Origin of the sequence: Janthinobacterium sp. HH104 (assembly GCF_001758715.1) — a bacterium.
Lineage (GTDB): Bacteria > Pseudomonadota > Gammaproteobacteria > Burkholderiales > Burkholderiaceae_D > Janthinobacterium > Janthinobacterium aestuarii.
Map to the genome: position 1 here is coordinate 1 of NZ_LRIB01000048.1, position 17,670 is coordinate 17,670.

The following is a 17,670-nucleotide window of genomic DNA, read 5'->3' on the forward strand; positions in this document are numbered from 1 at the left end:
ACTTGGCTACGAACCAAGGGGTCGTGGGTTCAATTCCTGCCAGCCGCACCAGTATCAGCAGTAGTGAAAAAACCCGGAAAGTTCGCTTTCCGGGTTTTTTTTCGTCATCACGGCGCCTTCGCAGCGACCATGCTGGCGGCCTGGGCAATTGTGAAATATCCGCACGGCGCCCTTTGCCATTCTGCAAAGCCCTGCTATAATCTTGTCTTAGGCGGCTGTAGCTCAGCTGGATAGAGTACTTGGCTACGAACCAAGGGGTCGTGGGTTCAATTCCTGCCAGCCGCACCAGAATATTGGGGGTCAGATTGTAAAATCTGATCCCCTTTTTCGTTTCCGAACGGATTTACGCCAAGTCTTTGGCGCCGTGCCGGTATTGCAGGCGAAACGCGCGCGGCGTGACGTGCTTGGCGGCGCGGAACTGGCGGTTGAAATGCGCGAGGTTGCGGTAGCCCGCCTCTTGCGCGATGACGGCAATGGCGAGATTGCTTTCGATCAGCTGTTGGCAGGCGCGCCCGATGCGCAGCCGCGCCAGATACTCGCCCGGCGTGCAATGCGCGTGGCGCTTGAAGCAGCGGTGAAACGCGCCCAGCGACAGGGCCGCCCGCTGTGCCAAGGTTTCCAGTGCGATCTCTTCCCGGAAATGTGCGTGCATGAAGTCAAACACGATGGCCATGCGCTTTTGCTGCCCATCGGCATGCACCGGCGCCTGCGCTTGCGAGGCCAGCGGCCGCGCGGCGCTATCGGCCGCCAGGTCCAGCAGCACGTCGAGCAGCAGCGGCAGGCGCTGCGGCACGGGCAGGGCATTCAGTTGCAGCAGTTGATGGGCGCAGCGCGTGCTCGCGTCCGCTGAAAAATGCAGGGCCGGGCCGGCACGGGCCGCCAGCTGCCGCACGCCGTGCAACTCCGGAAAACAGGCCACCAGCTGCTCCACCCACTCGAGCGAAAACCACACGACGACGGCCAGCATCGGTTGCGCGCTGTCGATGCGCTCGCTGGCCGACCACGTGTGCGGCAAATTCGGCCCAAGCAGCACCAGGTCGCCCGGTTCGAAGTCGCCCAGATGGTCGCCGATGTAGCGCTGCCCCCGCGCATTCACGGTCAGGGTCAGCTCGAATTGCGGGTGGTAATGCCAGATGAAGGGAATGGCATCGAGTTCGCGCCACAGCAAGCCCCAGGAGTGGCCCGTCGGGATCGTGACTTGTTCGAATAAAGGCGTCATCGTGACGTTTATTAGCTATGGATGATCAGGATAGTATCAGTATTGGTCGCTCCGCACGCATTTCCCTCTAATCTTCCGTCGCACAATCTGTCTCACACCAATACAGGAGACAGCGATGCAAGACCAGGTTCAGTATGTAAACCCGCAGTACGGCGAAGACCGGCCCGGCAACCCGTCCGTGGCCTACACGGAACAAACCCAGTTGCGCGACATCCAGAAACAGCTGCCGCTGCGCGTGCTGTCCGACAGCGACTTCTTGCACTGGCAAACCTACGGCTACGTCATCGTCAAGGATGCCGTATCGCCCGAGCAGGTGCGCCGCACAACGGACTTTCTGTGGGAATTCCAGGGACTCGATGAGAACGACCCGGCCACCTGGAACCGGGACCAGTTGCGCGACCACGCGATGAAGGAACTCAACGGTTCCGGCATGGTCGAGGCGTATCACAACCAGACCCTGTGGGACAACCGCCAGACCCAGCGCGTCTATGACGCCTTTGTCGACATCTGGGACCGCGAAGACCTGTGGGTAACCATCGACCGCGCCAACCTGAACACGCCGAACAATGGCAAGCGCAAGTTTGGCGGCTTCATCCACTGGGATGCCGACACCACGCTCGACCCGCTGCCCGTCAACGTGCAAGGCGTGCTGGCCCTGTCCGATACGTCGCCCGAGAGCGGCGGTTTTCAATGCTATCCGGAACTGTTCAACAACCTGCTGGCGTGGCGCAAGACCGTGCCGCTTGACCGCAATCCATGGCAGCCGGACCTGGCGACCGTGCCGTACCCGATGGAATTCATCGCCATGAAGAAAGGCGAGTTACTTATCTTCAACAGCCTGCTGGCGCACGGCATCCGCCCGAACACGTCGACGGACCAGGTGCGCCTGGCCCAATACATTTCCTTTACGCCGGCCCAGGAAGACAATCAGTCCCTGCGCGACTGGAGGGTGCAAAGCTGGCGCGAGCGCAGCGCGCCGCAGGGCTATGCGTTTCCCGGCGACCCCGAGGAAAAGGAAAGCCGGCGCTATCCACAAGCGCAGTTGACTGAACTGGGCGAGAAAATTCTCGGCGCGCGCGACTGGTAAGTGTGGCGGCATTGCCTGCTGGATAGACAATTGCAGGCAAATGCACGATCATGGCTTGACTTGCCATCGACCGAGGAAACGCATGAGTATCATCACCAGCATCGAAGACTTGCGCGTGCTGGCCCAGAAACGGGTGCCGCGCATGTTTTACGACTACGCCGATTCCGGCTCCTGGACGGAGTCGACGTACCGCGCCAACAACAGCGATTTCGCCAAGATCAAATTCCGCCAGCGCGTGGCCGTCAACCTGGAAAACCGCAGCCTGGCTTCGACCATGGTGGGCCAGCACGTGTCGATGCCGGTAGCCCTGTCGCCCACGGGCTTGACGGGCATGCAGCATGCCGATGGCGAAATCCTCGCGGCCCAGGCGGCCGAGCGCTTCGGCGTGCCGTTCACCCTCTCGACGATGAGCATCTGCTCGATCGAGGACGTGGCGGCGAACACGACAAAGCCGTTCTGGTTCCAGCTATACGTGATGAAGGACCGTGAATTCATCAACCGCCTGATCGACCGCGCCAAGGCGGCGAAATGCGGCGCGCTCGTATTGACCCTGGACTTGCAGGTGCTGGGCCAGCGCCACAAGGACTTGCGCAACGGCCTGTCGGCGCCGCCGAAGCTGACGATTCCGAACATCATCAACATGGCCACCAAGCCGCGCTGGGTGGCAGGCATGCTGGGCACGAAGCGGCGCGGTTTTGGCAACATCGTCGGCCACGCCACGTCCGTGTCCGACATGTCGTCGCTGTCGGCATGGACGCAGCAGCAGTTCGACCTGAGCCTGTCGTGGGCGGACGTGGAATGGATCAAGCAGCGCTGGGGTGGCAAACTGATCATCAAGGGCATCATGGATCCGGAAGACGCGCGTCTGGCCGTCGAAAGCGGCGCCGACGCGCTGATCGTCTCGAACCACGGCGGGCGCCAGCTCGATGGTGCGCAATCGTCGATCGAAGCCTTGCCCGCCATCGTCGACGCCGTCGGCAGCCAGATCGAAGTGCACATGGACGGCGGCATCCGCTCGGGCCAGGACGTGATCAAGGCCGTGGCCCTGGGCGCGAAAGGCGTGTACATCGGCCGCCCGTTTTTATACGGCCTGGGCGCCATGGGCGGGCCGGGCGTGACCAAATGCCTGGACATCATCCGCAACGAGCTGGACCTGACGATGGCCTTTTGCGGCTTGCGCGACTTGCAGCAGGTGGATAAAAAGATCCTGCTGCCGGGCACGTTTTAAGGCCAGTGGGGCGGCAATTGCCTGGCCGTGCTGTCACGTATCAGCGCCGGATGGAGGCCAGTCTGCCATTTGTGAAAAGCAAGGAACGCCTGCTTTCGTATAGCCACTCTTCGTGCGCGCCGGCCGCATCGGATTTTTTGTGCATGCTGACAGGTTTTCCCCAGCCGGAGGCGCGTACCTGCTTCGCGCTCATGCCAATGTTGACGTCGCCTTTTGCTCGCAGGGCGGTCTCGAAGATAATTTCCAGGATGCCTTCTTTGGCCTCTGCTATCTCGATATCTTTGGGTGGCGAGGTGAAAAGATACTCGACAAAATCCAACCGCGAGCGTTTGGCCGGATCGTAGACATTGCGAAATAGCGTCAGCGGTCCCGGCCTGGACTCGAATAGATAGAAGGAGAGCTCCAGCGCCGCGTCCTTGTCATCTTCGAAGACGATCCGCGCATAGTGCCGGAAGTCTTTATCTACATAGCTATGCACGGTGAAACTCGTCGTTTCCGTGACGACAAACTTTTTTCCAGCGGGATTCCCGTCCTCGTCCAATTCCTGGAACTCATAGCGCGAGATGGCTTGTGGATTGGGAACGATCCAATACCTGGTCTGTTTCAAGGACTCAAGCATCAATTTGGCCGCTGCCTCGTTCTTTGTCCGCGCGGCATCGACCGGCGCATATTGCGCCTGTGCGGATCCAGCCAGCAAGGCAAGCAGAATGGCCAGGCCGCTGCCGGCGAACTTCATTATTTTCACGGAGTGCTGTCCTGTTTCTTATTGTGAGACATGCAGAGTATCAGCCGAAACGAAGACATGTCAAAAAAAGCATCCTGGTCGAAAGTACACAAGCTCTTGCCGACAGCCAGCCAGGAAACATTAACGGCTTGTTTGAACGATGTAAAAACCTTCCGAAGCATCGGGCGGCACGAAGTGGCGCGTGATGGCGTCAAAATCAGCGTCGCTGGTGGAAAACGGGTGCAACCCGCTTTCATTGCGCTGGCGCAAGCGCGCCTTGCATTCTTCGTCCGGCACGTCCAGATAGTGCAGCACGTGCGCCACGTCCGCCTGCTGGAACAGCTCGCGCATCCAGGCGCGGCTGGCCGGCGTATTGGCGGGGAAATCGAGCACGACGGACACGCCCGCCTGCAGCATCTGCAGGGCCAAAGGAGCGATGGCCGCACGCAGCCGCGCAGCGCAGGCCACGTAGTCGGCCAGGCTGGCGATCTGGCCGGGATACAGCTGCGTCAGCAGGCTGTCTTCGCTGATGCGCACGGTCTGTGGCGCGCTGGCCAGCCGGGTTGTCAGAGTGGATTTTCCGGACGCGATCTTGCCGCAGACGAGGTGCAGGGTGGGGGAGGCGTTGGTGCTGGAAGTCATGGTCGCTCGCTAAAAAAGAAATGAAGCCTGCGAGACGGTTTGACCAGTGACTGCACATCAAAGCCGCCTCTCAGGCGGCTTTGGCAATCTCACTGCTGCTAAGCCACCATCGTTGGAATGGCGGCAATAATGGAGGGCAGGGGAGGGAGTGGCGATTGCATGGTTGAACGATGCCATGCGATGGGCCGCGCTGTCAAGCCTGCCTTATGCGCGGCCATTTTCTTGGCCAATGGATGGAAAAGCTTGTCGCGACATTATGGCTGCGGTTGCGATATGGCCGCGCGCTGGCTAGGGCGCAGCAGGTAGACGCCGTACAGGCACAAGGGCAGCACGGCCAGCAGGGAGACGTATGGTAGGATAGACGCGCCGTCTTCCGCCGGGTTCGGCAAGGTGGCCGTTACCAGCGCGTAATCCCATAGCCCATGCACGAGCACCATCGGCCATATCGAACGGGTGCGCAGGCGGATGGCCGCATAGCCGACACCCTGCAAGGTGGCGGCCACGGCTTGCCACAAGGCGCCGCTGACGTCGCCCGTGGCCAGACCGTTGGCCGTATGGGCCAGGCCGAACAGCGCCGAAGAAATCAGGACGGCTGGCCAGACGGCGTAGCGGTCCAGCATGCCCTGCAACAAGATGGCGCGGAACATCAGTTCTTCCGAGATGGCCACCAGCGCCGCATTGCACGCCACGATCAGCAGCACGCGCGGCTGCGGCCAGCCGCCGGCCCAGGCCAGCAACAGCATCAGCAGCGCATACAGCAGGGGCGGCCAGACGAGCCACAGCGTTTTCCATGGCTGCGGCGCGCACAAGCCCGCTTCGCGGCGCTGTCGCGACGCCAGCAGCAGCGCCAGCGCGAACAGTGCGGCCAGCGCCCACGACAGGCCGATACGGCCGGTGACGGCTGCGCCCGGCAAGGCGTAGCCGGCGGCTTCCAGCCAGCGGCCGCCCATGCTCAAGCCCAGCCAGATGGCCAGTGCGATGAGGGACAGCGGCATGGTGAGGGCGATTCTTTTCCCGGACATAAGCGGCCTCATGCCGCTGGTACGCCGCCGCTGACGCGGTTGCGGCCCGTGTTTTTCGACTGGTACAGCAAGGCATCGGCCTCGCGTATCAGCTCGCTGCTATCCGTGGGGCGGTCTTGGCCGGGCTGGAGCGTGGCCGCGCCCAGGCTGACGGTCACGACGCCGTTCGCGCTGGCCGCGTGGGGAATCTGCAAACCTTCCACGGCCGCCCGGATGGCTTGCGCGACTTCCAGGGCGCCCGCCGCGCCCGTGCCGGGCATGATGACGGCGAACTCTTCGCCACCGTAACGGGCCGCCAGGTCTTCGGCCCGGCCGACGCTGCGCGCCACGGCGCCAGCAACTGCCTGCAGGCACTCGTCGCCCGCCACGTGGCCATACTGATCGTTGAATTTCTTGAAGAAATCCACGTCGAGCATGATCAGCGATACCGCGTGCCCGCTGCGCTGGGCGCGCTTGAGTTCATGTGCCAAGGTCTCGTCGAAACAGCGGCGGTTGGCCAGCCCCGTCAAGCCATCCTGCGACGCCCGCGCCGCCAGGTCCGCATTCGCGTGTTGCAACTGCGTTGTGGCCACGCGCAGGCTGGCTTCGATACGGTCGCGTACGGCAATCTGCCGCATCAGCTTGCGGAACAGGTAGATCAGCGCCGCGCCTGCCGCCAGCGACGCCAGCACGATTTGCATGCTCAAGCGTTGCCATTCGGCGAAAATATCTTCCTCCGATAGCCCCGCCGCCACGATGACGGGAAAGCGCTGCAGGTGGCGATAGCTGTACAGCCGTTCGATTTCGTCCACCTTCGCCGTCATCATGGCCGTGCCGACAGGCCCTTTTTCTCGGTAGGCGCGCAGGACTGCACCCGACGAAATATCCATGCCGATGACGCCGGGCTGGAATGGCCGGCGGTAGATCAAGGTGCCGTCGTCGAGGGCAAAAAAGGCCGTGCCCGTATTGCCAAGGTTGAGGCTATCGTAGATGCGTTCGAAGGAGGCGAGCCCGAGGGTGACCAGCACCACGCCCGCAAAGGAGCCGTCCGCCAATTCCACCCGGCGCGACACGGGCAACACCCATTGCCCGCTGGATTTGCTGCGCACGGGCGCGCTGATGCGGCTGCCTAGCTGCGCATGCGTCTTGTGATAAGTAAAGTAGTCGCGGTCCGCATTGTTGCCGTCCTGTCCGGTGCCGGACGAGCTGGCCAGCCAGTCTCCGCGGCTGTCAAAAATGAAGACGCCGGCAATTTCCACGATATTTTTCGACAGCTGCTGCAGATGCGATTGCAGCCGCTCGCCGGTAGCGTCATTATTGCCTTCGTTGCGGATGTGCTCGACGATATCTTCCAGCATCACATCGGCGACTTCCAGCTCCATGTACGCTTGGGTCGCCAGGGTGCGCGCCATGTGTTCCGTCGTCGCCCTCGCCTCGTGCAAGCGCACTTCGCGCGAAGACCAGACGATCCAGATGGTCATGCCAAGCAGCATGGCGCACATGCAAAAGAAGGCGATGCTGGCCCAGACGATCACTGGCCGCTTGTGCTTGCTCAAGACCTCGGGCTGCGCCGGGATGGCATCGGTATCTGCTGCTTCTTTTGTTGCGTGCATAAGCGGATCATGAAGTTGCATCAATGATATGGTGGAAATATTGCCATACTACATTAAAAGCACCGTCACAAAATTGCCACTTCGTTATAGTTGCATGGAATAATAAGCATTGCCCCTTGAACCTTTGATTGGAGTCGCATGGCCTACACGAAAACCATCACCACTGAACGCCTGATCCTGCGCAAGCCGCAACCATCAGATGAAGCGGACTTCTTCGCCATGCATGCCGATCCCGAAGTGATGCGCTATTTCAGCGAGCCGCCATGGCAGGATGCCAGCATCGCCGCGCGCAAGCTTGCCGAGGACATCGCCGCTTTCGAGAGCGAGGAATTCTTCCGCTTCGCCGTCACGCTGAAGGCGACGGGCGAATATATGGGTAGCTGCAGCCTGTTTTCCGAACACCGCCAGAACCGCCGTGCCGAAATCGGCTACGCGCTGGCGCGCCCGCATTGGGGCAAGGGCTATATGCAGGAAGCCTTGTCGGCGCTGCTGGAATACGCGTTCATCGAGCGCGACCTGAACCGCCTGGAAGCCGATATCGATCCGCTCAATACGGCTTCGGCCAGCGCCCTGGAACGCCAGGGTTTCAGCAAGGAAGGTTTCTTGCCCGAACGCTGGATCGTCGGCGGCCACGTCAGCGATACGGCCCTGTACGGCTTGCTGCGGCGTACGTGGGAGGCACGGCGCAAAGGCGCCGCGTGAGCCAGCAGGAAACCGAAGCGCTCGAGCGCTGGCTGGGCTGCGCCTTGCCAGCGTACTACCTGCGCTTTCTCCTGGACTGGCAGGAAGGTCTCCGTGGCGAGCAGGTATTGCTGTATGGCGCAGAAAGTTTGGTGGAGCGTAACGAAACATATGACACGCTGCAATCCTGCCCCGGCTACATCACCATCGGCGACGACAGCGGCGGGCGCGCCGTCATGCTGGCCCTCGATGATGGCTACCGCGCCGTGTACCTGGTCGGGCACGGTTCCATGCAGCGCGACGATTTCGAACTGGCTGCCGATGATTTCATGTCCTGGCTGGCCGCTGATTGCCCGCTGGATTGAGGAGGATGCCAAGCAATGAAAGCTGCCGATTTACCCGTTTCAGCCCATCCACTGGTGACGTTGCGCCAGCTGGAACGTAGCGACGCGCCCGCCTGGTATGTGTATCTGGCCGATCCTGTTGTCGTGGAACACACGAGCTGGGACTTGCGTTGCGCCGACGATCTGCAGGCCAATTTCGATGATTACGCCTCGGCCCAGCCAGCGTCGTCCATCCGCCTGGCCATCGTGCTGCGCGAGGGCGGCCAGCTGGTGGGCACGATCGGCTTCAATGCCATTTCCCCGCAGCACCGCACGGCCGAAATCGCCTACGATCTGTCTCCTGCCGTATGGGGGCAGGGCGTGGCCACGTCCATCGCCGCGTCGGTCATGGACTGGGGCTTCCAGCGCCTGGGCTTCCTGCGCATCCAGGCAACTGTGCTGGAGAGCAATGAACGTTCGATCCGCCTACTCGAGCGCTGCGGTTTCGAGCGCGAAGGCTATCTGCGCTGCTACCGGCAAATTCGCGGTAGGTCCGGCAATTTCTGGCTGTATGCGCGCATTGCCCACACTCCATGAATCGCTTGCCCCTGAGCATACTGCTGGTGGAAGACCACCTGGCCATCGCGCGCCAGGTGCTCGACTTCCTCGACGGCCTGGGCTGGCAGACCGACCATGCGGGCACGGGTGCGCTGGCCGTGCAATTGGCCACGCGCAACAACTATGACGTGGTGCTGCTGGACCTGAACCTGCCCGACATCGATGGCTTGCAAGTGTGCCGCGCCATCAAGGCGGGGGCACCCAGCAATGTGCCGATCTTGATGCTGACGGCGCGCGATGCGTATGAAGACAAAGCACGCGGCTTTCGCGACGGCGCCGACGATTACCTGAGCAAACCGTTCGACTTGCGCGAAGTGGCCTTGCGCTGCGAAGCGCTGGCGCGCCGGCAGCAGCTGCACGTGCATCAGGAAATGCGCGTGGGCCCCTTTACCTTGCAGACGCGCGAAGGGCGCGCCCGGCTCGGTGACGTGGCGCTGCCGCTGACGCAGACGGGTTTTAAAATCCTGCTGCTGCTGTGCCGCGAGCATCCGCACGCCGTGTCACGTTCGGCCTTGCTGCAGCATCTGTGGGGCAGCCAGCCGCCCGATAGCGACGCGCTCAAATCGCACATCTACGCGTTGCGCAAGCAGCTTGAGCTTGCTGGCGCGGCGGGCGTGCTGGTGACCATACCGCAGCTGGGCTACCGCCTTGCCTTCGGTTCCGCGGCGTCATCATGAGCAAATCGATCCGGCAGCGCCTGTTCGCGGCCCTGGCCGGTTTCACCGTGTTGCTGTGCCTGTGCTACACGGGCCTGGCGCTGGTGATCGCCTACGTGACGGAAGACATGCTGGTGCAGCGCCTGCTCGAGCGCGAAGCGGTGGTGGTCAGCCAGCATTTGCGCCAGCACGGTGAGCTTACGCCGTCTGGTAGCGACCTCATCAAGACATACGCCAGCTACCATGATTTGCCTCAAGTGGTGCGCGAGCAAGTGCTGCCGTCAGCCCCGCGCGGGGAAGTGTTTACCACGACGGGCCAGCATTACCACGTGCTGGCGCTGGACCTCGTCGCCGCTGGCCAGCCGCAGCGCAGCTATCTGCTGGCCGACGTGGCGCCCGTGCTGGTGGTGCAGCGCCTGGCGCGGGAGGTGGGCGGTGTCGTGCTGGGCGTGGCGCTGGCGCTGATCGCCCTGGCCTTGCTGCTGGCGTACTGGCTGGCGCGGCGCCTCGTGCTGCCCCTGCAGCGCCTGGCCCAGGAAGCGCGCCAGCTGGCGCCCGGCAGCACCGTCCATTTCAGCGAGCGCGATCGCCCCGACGAGATCGGTTTCCTGGCGCACCGCCTGGAAACCACGTTTGCCGAACTGCAGGCGGTGTTGCAGCGCGAACAGGCCTTCGCCCGCGACGTCAGCCATGAACTGCGCACGCCGCTGACCTTGATGCACAACACGCTGGCGCTGGCCGAGGCGCGGCCCCTGGGCAGGCAAGAGCAGGCGCAGCTGCGGCAATCCTCGGACGAGATGCGCGCTACCATCGACGTGCTGTTCGCGCTGGCACGGGCAGAGCAACTGCCCGGCGACGTGGTGGAGTTGCGCGGCTGCATGGAGCAATGCCTGCTGCGCCTGCTCGACGAACATCCGTGGGACGCCAGCCTGCTGACCCTGGACTTGCCCGGGCGGCTGGACGTGGCCGGCAACGGGCAGCTGGTCATGTTGCTCATCAATAATTGCCTGGCGAATGCGCTGTTTCATGGCGGCCCCGATTGCCGCATCAGCATTGCGTTTGCGCAAGGCCACCTGAACATCGTCAATACCGTGCAGGCGGGGCAGCCACGGCGCGTCCACGGTTTCGCGCATGGCCAGAACCTGCTGCTGCGCCTGGCGCAAGCGATGCGCTGGGACATTGCTTTCCACCCCGGCGCGACGCAGTACCGTGTCGCGATCGTTCCCACCCAGGCTTAATAAAGTCAGCGGATTTCACCGCGATTTCACCTGCCCCTGCTTATGCTGGCTGCTCTTTGACTTTAAGGGAAGCCCATGAAAATCGCCATCAGCCTGTTGATCCTGTCCTGTGTGTGCACATCCGCGCCGGCCCAGGTGAGCAGCCTCGTCTACAAGGAAGACAAGCGCCGCTACATCGTCTACACGCCGCCGTCTTACCAAAGCGCGCCGCAGCAAGCCTTTCCCGTCGTCTTCAATTTCCATGGCGGCGGCATGAGCATGGCGGAACAAATGCTGTACACACAAATGAACAAGACGGCCGAGCGGCACCAATTCATCGTCGTGTATCCGCAAGGCATCAAGCAGGATTGGAACGTGGGCTTCGGCATGGATTACCTGGCGGGCACGGATGACGTCGGTTTCACGCAAGCCATGCTGAGTAAACTCAAGCAGGATTACCGCATCGATGACAAACGGATCTATGCGACGGGCCTGTCGCGCGGCGGTTTCTTTGCCCTGCGCCTGGCGGCCGAGCTGCCGCAGCAGTTCGCCGCCGTCGCCTCGGTGGGCGCGCCCATGCCGGAACCCGTGGTGCGGCACCATCAACAGCGCGGCAAGGTCGGCATGCTGTTGATACAGGGGACGGCTGACAAGGTCGTGCTGTACGAAGGCAAGGCCGCCGGCTACCTGTCGGCGCAGGGCACCTTTGATTACTGGCGCAAGCACAACGGCATCGATGGCGCCACGCCGCAGCCGCGCCTGATTCCTGGCCCGGCTGGCGATACGACGCAAGTAAGCTGGCTGGAGCAGGGGGCTGGCGGCGCCAGCGTTGCCTTGCTCACCGTCAAGGATGGCGGCCACACGTGGCCTGGCGCCGATGCCTTCAATATCGGCCTGCCCATCGGCAAGACCACGCGCGCCGTCGACGCGAATGACGTCATCTGGGAATTTTTCAGCAAGCACCGGCGTTAAGGTGACGGGGACGCGGTTGCCTGTGGCACACTCTTGTCATATTGAATCTTGCACAAGGAAATGATGAACATCCACCCCGTCACCATATTTTGCCGCTCGCTGGCGCAGCTTTCCGCCATGCTCGACAAGACCGGCACCGCGCCGTCGATGCTGGCGGCGCGTTTGCACCCGGACATGCTGCCGTTTGCTCAGCAAGTGCGCGCGGCCGTGAGCTTTTCCCTACGTGGCTGCTGCCCGCTGGCGGGACTGGATGTGGCCGATTTCAGCGCCGCCGCCAGCCTGCAGGAGCAGATCGCACAGACCATGCGCTACCTCCAGGATATTCCCGCCGAACGTTTTGACGGGCCGCCCGGGCGCATCTGCCGCGACCGCGCCGGCTTTGCCGACATCGCGCTGCCGGCCGACGAATACCTCAATTTGTATATCCTGCCGAATTTCTATTTCCACTTCAGCATGGCGTATGCGATTGCCCGCAGCCAGGGAGCCAGCATCGGCAAGGGCGATTTCGACGGCTATCACGCGTATGCGCCGGGATTTTCCTTCGAGACGCCGGTGGCATCGTAAGAACTACAGTCCCGCTTCCTTCCAGGAGGAAAACCCCAGCCGTTTCAGCAGCCGGCCCGACAGTCCGCAACTCCAGCAACTGATCTGGATTTGCCGGTGTCTTGCCGGCCCCTGCGCATGCCAGGCTTGCTCGGCGTAATCGAGCAGCGCGTCGCTGAGCGCAGAAGTGTCGGCCACGGGCGGCAGGCGGTTCATCAGTTCGAACACGCCGTGTGGGGCCTCTTTGACCTGCAGCAAACCGGCCAGCAGGGCGCGCAGCACGTCGCCGCCGATGGACCTGCTCGCTTGCGTGAAACGCTGCCTCCAGCACAGGCTGCGCGCTTGCCACAGGGCAAGCAGTGCGGGCACGTCGGCCGCCCGCAGTTGCCCGATCAGCTCGTCCGCTTCGTGAAACAGGTCGAGGCGGTCGTATTCCTCGTCGTCGCCGCACAGCAGTTCATCGAGTTCGTGCAATACGCTCATGCCACCACGTTCGTGGGCGCGCCCCGTTCGAACGCTTCCACGTTGCCGATCAGGATGTCCGCCAGCTTTTGCATGGCTTCGCCACTGGCCCACGCCGTGTGCGGCGTGAGGATGAAGTTGGGCAGGCGTAAATTCAACAGCGGATTGTCGGGCAGCGGCGGCTCCTTCGATAACACGTCGAAGCCGGCGCCGGCGATCACGCCGTTTTTCAATGCTTCAGCCAGCGCCGCTTCATCGACAAGGCCGCCACGCGCCGTGTTGATCAACAGCGACGTCGGCTGCATGCACGCCAGTTCTTGCGCGCCGATGATGTTGCGCGTCTTGTCCGTCAAAGGCAGGTGCAGGCTGAGCACGTCGGACGTGGCCAGCAGCTCGTCGAACGTCACTTGCGTCACGCCGTCGTCCTCGACAGGCGAGCGGTTGTGGACTTGCACCTGCATGCCGAAGGCGCGCCCCAGCTGCGCCACGGACTTGCCCAGCGCGCCGTAGCCGAGCAAACCCAAACGGCTGCCGGCCAGGTCGCGGATCGGGTGGCCGAACAGGCAGAAGCGGTCCGATGCCTGCCACAGGCCCGCTTCCACGTCGGCGCGGTAGGCAAGCAGCTGGCGGCGCAGGGCCAGCATCAGGGCCAAGGTGTGTTCGGGTACGGTGGCGCGCGCATAGTCGCGGATATTCGCCACGACGATGCCCCGCTCGCGGCAGGCGGCCAGGTCGACAATATCCGTGCCGGTGGCGGCCACGGCGATCATCTGGAGCTTGGGCAGCTGCGCCAGCTCGGCCGCGCGCAGCGGCACTTTGTTCGTGATGGCGATGGTGGCGCCTTGCAGGCGGGACACCGTCTGTTCGCTGCCCCTGGTGTGCGCATGTTCTTCCCAGCTGTGCGCGAAGGCGGGTGGGCGCACGGTGGCGATCAGGCTGTCGCGGTCGAGAAAGACGATGCGGTGGGGCGATGTGCTTGCTGCGGTCATGGCTGGGCCTCGGTCAGGGTGGCGCGCGGGCTCGGGCTGGCGTTCTTGCCCTTGAGCTGCGTGGCCGGGTGGTTGGTAAACATGTCGGCGACCCATTCGACAAACACGCGCACCTTGGCGGACAGATGGCGGTTGGGCGGATAGATCACGTGGATGGGCAGCGGGTCGGATTCCCATTCACTGAGCAATTCCACCATTTTGCCCTGTTCTATCAGCGGCGCAAGCATGAAATGCGTCATTTGCACGATGCCCAGGCCCGCCAGGCCTGCGGCCGAGTAGGCATTCGAATCGTTCAGGGCGATATGGCTGGGCATGGCGATCTGGATGCGTTCGCCGGCACGCGTGAAATCCCAGTCAAACGTTTTGCCCGTCTTGGCGGAGAAAAAATTCACGCCGCGGTGCCGGGGCAAGTCGTTCGGATGCAGCGGCGTGCCGTGGTGCGCCAGGTAGCCGGGCGAGGCGCATGTCATGAAGTGCAGCACGCCGACCCGGCGCGCGATCAGGTTCAGGTCGCCCAGTTCGCCGCCGCGCACGGCGCAGTCGACGCCTTCTTCGATCAGGTCGACGGGACGGTCGCTGCAACCGAGTTCCAGCGAAATGTCCGGGTAGCGGGCAAAAAAATCGGGCAGGGCAGGGATGATCAGTTCGCTCGCCAGGGCCGTGGGCGCATCCACGCGCAGTCGTCCGCTGGGACTCAATCGCGTGCGCGACAGCGATTCTTCGGCCTCGCGCACGTCGGACAGGATGCGCACGCAGCGTTCGTAATAGGCGGCCCCGTCGGACGTGATGCTGACGTGGCGCGTCGTGCGGTTGAGCAACTTGACCGACAGGCTTGCTTCCAGCGACTGGATCAGGGTCGACACGGTGGCTTTCGGCAGCTGCATGTTTTCCGCCGCGCGCGTAAAGCCGCCCGCATCGACGACTTGGATGAAAACTTCCATTGCTTGCAGCTTGTTCACTTGAATTCCTGTCACTTTATCCGTGATTATTCAGAATCCTGAACAATCAATTCGTCATTGCACTCTTTATCAGATTGTAGATCAAGTCTATAGTTGTTGTACTGCAGCATAAATGTGATGCCGCAGGCAGGACAACAGGAGAAACATCATGGCTTATCGGAATGGACACTTTGCAGTACCCGCCTTGGTTGCGGTTGCGCTCGCTCTGGCCGCGATGGTATCGACGGATGCGTATTCACTGGCGGCGCAAAGCGAAGCCAGTGCTTATAGCGCCCTGACCCATGAAGTGGGCGGCATCGCCCTGTTGTGCCTGAACGACACGGTACTCGATGCTGCGGTGCAGCCGGTGGTGGCGCAATGAGCGTTGCCGGCACCGTGGCCGAACTGGCTCCTGGCCAGGCGCTGAAGATACGCGACATCCAGGTGCAGGGCGCGCAGGATGCGCTCGCCGCGCGTGTCTACACGGCCGGCGTGCCGGGTGCCAAGCAGTCGAGCCTGATCGTCTTCTTCCATGGCGGCGGCTTTGTTGACGGCGACCTGGACGACGCGGACGACTTCCTGCGCTGCCTCGTGCTGAGCAACCCCGACCACGTGGTGCTGGCCGCGAACTATACGTTGGCGAAGGTGCGGCCTTTCCCCGCCGCCGTGGAAGACGCGCATGCCGTGCTGCTGTGGGCAAAAAAGAACAAGTCCAAGCTGGGCTGGACGGGCAAGCAGATGGTGGTGTCGGGCATCGAAGCGGGCGCCAATCTGGCTGCCGTGTGCGCCATGATGTCGCGCGACCGGGGCGGACCGCCCCTCGCGGGCCAGGTGCTGATCATGCCGATGCTCGACCCCGGCCTGTCGACCTGCTCGATGCGTAACTTGCCGACGTGCCCAGACCTGGCGGAAGTGGCTGACCAATGCGCCGCCGCCTACCGGGGCTACCTGCCGAATGCCGCTGACCGTACCCATCCGTATGCGTCGCCATTGCAGTCGAGCCGCCTGAAGAACCTGCCGCCGGCGCTCATCCTGTCCGGCGAAGATGACCCATTGCGCGATGAGGCTGAACAATACGGCAGCAAGCTGATCGCCTGCGGCATCAAGACCACGGTGCGGCGCATGCCCGCCGCGCCGCTGCAGGATGCAGGCGCGCGTAATGAGTGCGCTTGCAAGGTGCATGCCTTGAACGAGATTGCCAGCTTTGTCGCCGGACTGGGGCAGGAGCCCGAGTCATGACGCCGCCATCTGATGCACCGCAAAAAAACTTACACTAATCAGTTTACTTTTTGAGTTTCGGTTGTTACACTACGGAGTGTAGTTCCCATCTTGCCTGAGTTGTGCGCTCGCACAGCCAGCTTTGTCGTCCCCGTCCGCTTTTAAACAGCTGGCGGCCTGTTTACCTTTGATCGAGCGCCGTCGGGCGCCATGGCACCACCATTCACTTTTTCAGTTGGGTTGCTTCCTGCCGCCCATACCATTAGAAATTTTCATAAAACAGGGAAATAAAATGAAAAACGTTCAACAATTTTCCACTCTGCTGAAGCCCCTGGCTGCCTCGCTCGCGCTGGCCGGACTGGTGGCCGTGAGCCTGGCCGGCTGCGATTCGGCCAATAGCAAGGTGCCCGACGCGCCAGCGGCCGGCGGCCCGCCCATCTCGGCCGCCGCCGTCGTTGAAAAACAGATCACGGAAACGCAGGAATTCTCGGGCCGCCTGGAAGCGATCGAGCGCGTGGAAATCCGCTCGAGAGTCGGCGGTTTCATCACGGCCGTCAATTTCAAGCCGGGCAGCGAAGTGAAAAAGGGCGACGTGCTGTTCGTCATCGATCCGCGCCCATTCCAGGCCGAAGTGTCGCGCGCCGAAGGCACTGCCGCCTCGGCCCGCGCCAAGGCGGAACTGGCCAAGCTGGAACTGTCGCGCGCTGAAAAGCTGCTGGCTGAAAAAGCCATCGCCCAGCGCGAATTCGATGAAAAGGCGTCGGGCCTGAAAGAGCTGGATGCGAATGTCCGCTCGGCGCAAGCCGCGTATGAAGCGGCGAAACTGAACCTGTCGTACACGCAGGTGCAGGCGCCGATCAGCGGCCGCGTCAGCAAGGCGGAAATCACCGTCGGCAACCTGATCGACGCGTCCGCCATCCTCACCTCGGTGGTGTCGACGGACCGCATCTACGCCAGCTTCGACGGCGATGAAGATACGTACCTGCGCGTAGCCGGCACGGCGCAAAAGGGCACGCCCGTCACCGTCAAGGTCGGCCTGGCCAATGAAACGGGCTTCCCGCATGAAGGCAAGCTGGAATTCGTCGACAACCAGCTCGATCCGGCCACGGGCAGCGTACGCATGCGCGCCACCTTCGCCAACGCCGAGCGCCAGCTGGTGCCTGGCCTGTTCGCGCGCATCCAGCTCGACGGCGGCAACGGCCCGCAGGCGCAAAGCACGGCCCTGTTGATCAGCGACCGCGCCGTCGGCACGGATCAAAGCCGCAAATACGTCTACGTGGTGGGTGCCGACAACAAGGCCGAATACCGCGCCGTCAAGCTGGGCCCGACTTCGGACGGCTTGCGCGTGGTGCGCGAAGGCTTGAAGGCGGGCGAGAAAATCGTCGTCAACGGCTTGCAGCGCGTGCGCCCGGGCGCCCCGGTGACGCCGCAGATAGTGGCCATGGATTTCGATCCGACCGCGCCTGCCGCTCCTGCAAAACCTGAAGCAAAAGATGCCAAGATCGCCGCGAAAGCAGCATCGACTTCCAAGGAATAAAC

General features: G+C 62.7%; 21 protein-coding genes and 1 tRNA gene. 14 read left to right on the forward strand and 8 right to left on the reverse strand.

Going from position 1 to position 17,670, the window contains the following annotated elements:
* Together JAB6_RS29585 and JAB6_RS22370 are read left to right on the forward strand one after the other, a co-directional pair.
* On the forward strand, positions 1–234 hold a 234-nt coding region (locus JAB6_RS29585), incomplete at its 5' end, for a hypothetical protein (protein ID WP_217494652.1).
* Positions 212–288, forward strand: a tRNA-Arg gene (locus tag JAB6_RS22370). The genes JAB6_RS29585 and JAB6_RS22370, both read left to right, overlap by 23 nt.
* 55 nt (positions 289–343) lie before the next feature.
* Here the strand turns inward: JAB6_RS22370 and JAB6_RS22375 are convergent.
* Entirely contained in the window at positions 344–1,219 is an 876-nt protein-coding gene (locus tag JAB6_RS22375) for an AraC family transcriptional regulator (protein WP_070304595.1), read from the reverse strand.
* A gap of 115 nt (positions 1,220–1,334) precedes the next feature.
* Here JAB6_RS22375 and JAB6_RS22380 point away from each other — a divergent pair, with 115 nt between their 5' ends.
* Both JAB6_RS22380 and JAB6_RS22385 read left to right on the forward strand, forming a co-directional pair.
* On the forward strand, positions 1,335–2,306 hold the full coding sequence (locus JAB6_RS22380; RefSeq protein ID WP_070304598.1) for a phytanoyl-CoA dioxygenase family protein: 972 nt from the start codon (positions 1,335–1,337) through the stop codon (positions 2,304–2,306).
* An 82-nt stretch (positions 2,307–2,388) separates the two neighbouring features.
* On the forward strand, positions 2,389–3,534 hold the full coding sequence (locus JAB6_RS22385; protein ID WP_070304600.1) for an alpha-hydroxy acid oxidase: 1,146 nt from the start codon (positions 2,389–2,391) through the stop codon (positions 3,532–3,534).
* Positions 3,535–3,574: 40 nt separating this feature from the next.
* On the opposite strand, the gene JAB6_RS22390 is transcribed toward JAB6_RS22385, so the two are convergent.
* From JAB6_RS22390 to JAB6_RS22405, 4 genes are all read right to left on the reverse strand, one after another.
* The gene (locus JAB6_RS22390) at positions 3,575–4,279 is read right to left on the reverse strand and encodes a hypothetical protein (RefSeq protein WP_139143480.1); all 705 of its coding nucleotides are present in this window, start codon (positions 4,277–4,279) and stop codon (positions 3,575–3,577) included.
* Positions 4,280–4,399: 120 nt separating this feature from the next.
* Positions 4,400–4,900, reverse strand: coding sequence for an ATP-binding protein (locus tag JAB6_RS22395; protein WP_070304603.1), 501 nt, complete (start codon positions 4,898–4,900; stop codon positions 4,400–4,402).
* A 254-nt stretch (positions 4,901–5,154) separates the two neighbouring features.
* Complete coding sequence (locus JAB6_RS22400) at positions 5,155–5,922, reverse strand: CPBP family intramembrane glutamic endopeptidase (protein WP_175444596.1); 768 nt, start codon at positions 5,920–5,922, stop codon at positions 5,155–5,157.
* An 8-nt stretch (positions 5,923–5,930) separates the two neighbouring features.
* Positions 5,931–7,514, reverse strand: a complete 1,584-nt coding sequence (locus tag JAB6_RS22405) for a sensor domain-containing diguanylate cyclase (RefSeq protein WP_175444597.1) — start codon at positions 7,512–7,514, stop codon at positions 5,931–5,933.
* 138 nt (positions 7,515–7,652) lie between these two features.
* Between JAB6_RS22405 and JAB6_RS22410 the strand changes: the two genes are divergently transcribed.
* The 7 genes from JAB6_RS22410 to JAB6_RS22440 all read left to right on the forward strand — a co-directional run bounded on the left by JAB6_RS22410 (position 7,653) and on the right by JAB6_RS22440 (position 12,545).
* Positions 7,653–8,216: a GNAT family N-acetyltransferase gene (locus JAB6_RS22410; protein ID WP_034751971.1), complete on the forward strand. Its 564-nt coding sequence runs from the start codon at positions 7,653–7,655 to the stop codon at positions 8,214–8,216.
* Positions 8,213–8,560, forward strand: coding sequence for an SMI1/KNR4 family protein (locus JAB6_RS22415; RefSeq protein ID WP_070304605.1), 348 nt, complete (start codon positions 8,213–8,215; stop codon positions 8,558–8,560). The genes JAB6_RS22410 and JAB6_RS22415 overlap by 4 nt, the downstream gene beginning before the upstream one ends.
* A gap of 15 nt (positions 8,561–8,575) precedes the next feature.
* Positions 8,576–9,115: a GNAT family N-acetyltransferase gene (locus JAB6_RS22420; RefSeq protein ID WP_070304606.1), complete on the forward strand. Its 540-nt coding sequence runs from the start codon at positions 8,576–8,578 to the stop codon at positions 9,113–9,115.
* A complete protein-coding gene (locus JAB6_RS22425; RefSeq protein WP_070304607.1) occupies positions 9,112–9,813 on the forward strand; it encodes a response regulator transcription factor in 702 nt (233 codons plus the stop codon). The genes JAB6_RS22420 and JAB6_RS22425 overlap by 4 nt, the downstream gene beginning before the upstream one ends.
* Positions 9,810–11,030 carry a HAMP domain-containing sensor histidine kinase gene (locus tag JAB6_RS22430; RefSeq protein WP_070304617.1) on the forward strand — a complete coding sequence of 407 codons (1,221 nt, stop codon included), beginning with the start codon at positions 9,810–9,812 and terminating at the stop codon, positions 11,028–11,030. Before JAB6_RS22425 ends, JAB6_RS22430 begins: the two co-directional genes overlap by 4 nt.
* Positions 11,031–11,105: 75 nt before the next feature.
* Positions 11,106–11,981 carry a PHB depolymerase family esterase gene (locus JAB6_RS22435; protein WP_070304619.1) on the forward strand — a complete coding sequence of 292 codons (876 nt, stop codon included), beginning with the start codon at positions 11,106–11,108 and terminating at the stop codon, positions 11,979–11,981.
* A 60-nt stretch (positions 11,982–12,041) separates the two neighbouring features.
* Positions 12,042–12,545 (forward strand): DUF1993 domain-containing protein, encoded by a 504-nt coding sequence (locus tag JAB6_RS22440; protein ID WP_254671745.1) that lies wholly within the window; start codon positions 12,042–12,044, stop codon positions 12,543–12,545.
* Positions 12,546–12,548: 3 nt separating this feature from the next.
* Here JAB6_RS22440 and JAB6_RS22445 read toward each other — a convergent pair whose 3' ends face one another.
* From JAB6_RS22445 to JAB6_RS22455, 3 genes are read right to left on the reverse strand one after another with little or no spacing between them, the layout of a single operon-like run.
* Positions 12,549–13,007, reverse strand: a complete 459-nt coding sequence (locus tag JAB6_RS22445) for a hypothetical protein (RefSeq protein WP_070304622.1) — start codon at positions 13,005–13,007, stop codon at positions 12,549–12,551.
* Entirely contained in the window at positions 13,004–13,975 is a 972-nt protein-coding gene (locus tag JAB6_RS22450; RefSeq protein ID WP_070304624.1) for a D-2-hydroxyacid dehydrogenase, read from the reverse strand. The genes JAB6_RS22445 and JAB6_RS22450 overlap by 4 nt, the downstream gene beginning before the upstream one ends.
* Positions 13,972–14,934, reverse strand: coding sequence for a LysR family transcriptional regulator (locus JAB6_RS22455; protein WP_034751962.1), 963 nt, complete (start codon positions 14,932–14,934; stop codon positions 13,972–13,974). Before JAB6_RS22455 ends, JAB6_RS22450 begins: the two co-directional genes overlap by 4 nt.
* Positions 14,935–15,082: 148 nt before the next feature.
* Here JAB6_RS22455 and JAB6_RS29115 point away from each other — a divergent pair, with 148 nt between their 5' ends.
* From JAB6_RS29115 to JAB6_RS22465, 3 genes are all read left to right on the forward strand, one after another.
* On the forward strand, positions 15,083–15,295 hold the full coding sequence (locus tag JAB6_RS29115) for a hypothetical protein (protein ID WP_139143481.1): 213 nt from the start codon (positions 15,083–15,085) through the stop codon (positions 15,293–15,295).
* Entirely contained in the window at positions 15,292–16,152 is an 861-nt protein-coding gene (locus tag JAB6_RS22460) for an alpha/beta hydrolase (protein ID WP_034751961.1), read from the forward strand. Before JAB6_RS29115 ends, JAB6_RS22460 begins: the two co-directional genes overlap by 4 nt.
* Before the next feature lie 271 nt (positions 16,153–16,423).
* On the forward strand, positions 16,424–17,668 hold the full coding sequence (locus JAB6_RS22465) for an efflux RND transporter periplasmic adaptor subunit (RefSeq protein ID WP_070304626.1): 1,245 nt from the start codon (positions 16,424–16,426) through the stop codon (positions 17,666–17,668).
* Positions 17,669–17,670 lie beyond the last annotated feature (2 nt).

Excerpts from the sequence above, each read along its gene's own strand:
- JAB6_RS22375 (WP_070304595.1), bottom strand. The coding sequence starts at position 1,219 with ATGACGCCTTTATTCGAACAAGTCACGATCCCGACGGGCCACTCCTGG.
- JAB6_RS22440 (WP_254671745.1), top strand. The coding sequence starts at position 12,042 with ATGATGAACATCCACCCCGTCACCATATTTTGCCGCTCGCTGGCGCAG.
- JAB6_RS22400 (WP_175444596.1), bottom strand. The coding sequence starts at position 5,922 with ATGTCCGGGAAAAGAATCGCCCTCACCATGCCGCTGTCCCTCATCGCA.
- JAB6_RS22385 (WP_070304600.1), top strand. The coding sequence starts at position 2,389 with ATGAGTATCATCACCAGCATCGAAGACTTGCGCGTGCTGGCCCAGAAA.
- JAB6_RS22460 (WP_034751961.1), top strand. The coding sequence starts at position 15,292 with ATGAGCGTTGCCGGCACCGTGGCCGAACTGGCTCCTGGCCAGGCGCTG.
- JAB6_RS22380 (WP_070304598.1), top strand. The coding sequence starts at position 1,335 with ATGCAAGACCAGGTTCAGTATGTAAACCCGCAGTACGGCGAAGACCGG.
- JAB6_RS22395 (WP_070304603.1), bottom strand. The coding sequence starts at position 4,900 with ATGACTTCCAGCACCAACGCCTCCCCCACCCTGCACCTCGTCTGCGGC.
- JAB6_RS22465 (WP_070304626.1), top strand. The coding sequence starts at position 16,424 with ATGAAAAACGTTCAACAATTTTCCACTCTGCTGAAGCCCCTGGCTGCC.
- JAB6_RS22420 (WP_070304606.1), top strand. The coding sequence starts at position 8,576 with ATGAAAGCTGCCGATTTACCCGTTTCAGCCCATCCACTGGTGACGTTG.
- JAB6_RS22425 (WP_070304607.1), top strand. The coding sequence starts at position 9,112 with ATGAATCGCTTGCCCCTGAGCATACTGCTGGTGGAAGACCACCTGGCC.
- JAB6_RS22410 (WP_034751971.1), top strand. The coding sequence starts at position 7,653 with ATGGCCTACACGAAAACCATCACCACTGAACGCCTGATCCTGCGCAAG.
- JAB6_RS22435 (WP_070304619.1), top strand. The coding sequence starts at position 11,106 with ATGAAAATCGCCATCAGCCTGTTGATCCTGTCCTGTGTGTGCACATCC.
- JAB6_RS22405 (WP_175444597.1), bottom strand. The coding sequence starts at position 7,514 with ATGCACGCAACAAAAGAAGCAGCAGATACCGATGCCATCCCGGCGCAG.
- JAB6_RS22450 (WP_070304624.1), bottom strand. The coding sequence starts at position 13,975 with ATGACCGCAGCAAGCACATCGCCCCACCGCATCGTCTTTCTCGACCGC.
- JAB6_RS22445 (WP_070304622.1), bottom strand. The coding sequence starts at position 13,007 with ATGAGCGTATTGCACGAACTCGATGAACTGCTGTGCGGCGACGACGAG.
- JAB6_RS29115 (WP_139143481.1), top strand. The coding sequence starts at position 15,083 with ATGGCTTATCGGAATGGACACTTTGCAGTACCCGCCTTGGTTGCGGTT.
- JAB6_RS22430 (WP_070304617.1), top strand. The coding sequence starts at position 9,810 with ATGAGCAAATCGATCCGGCAGCGCCTGTTCGCGGCCCTGGCCGGTTTC.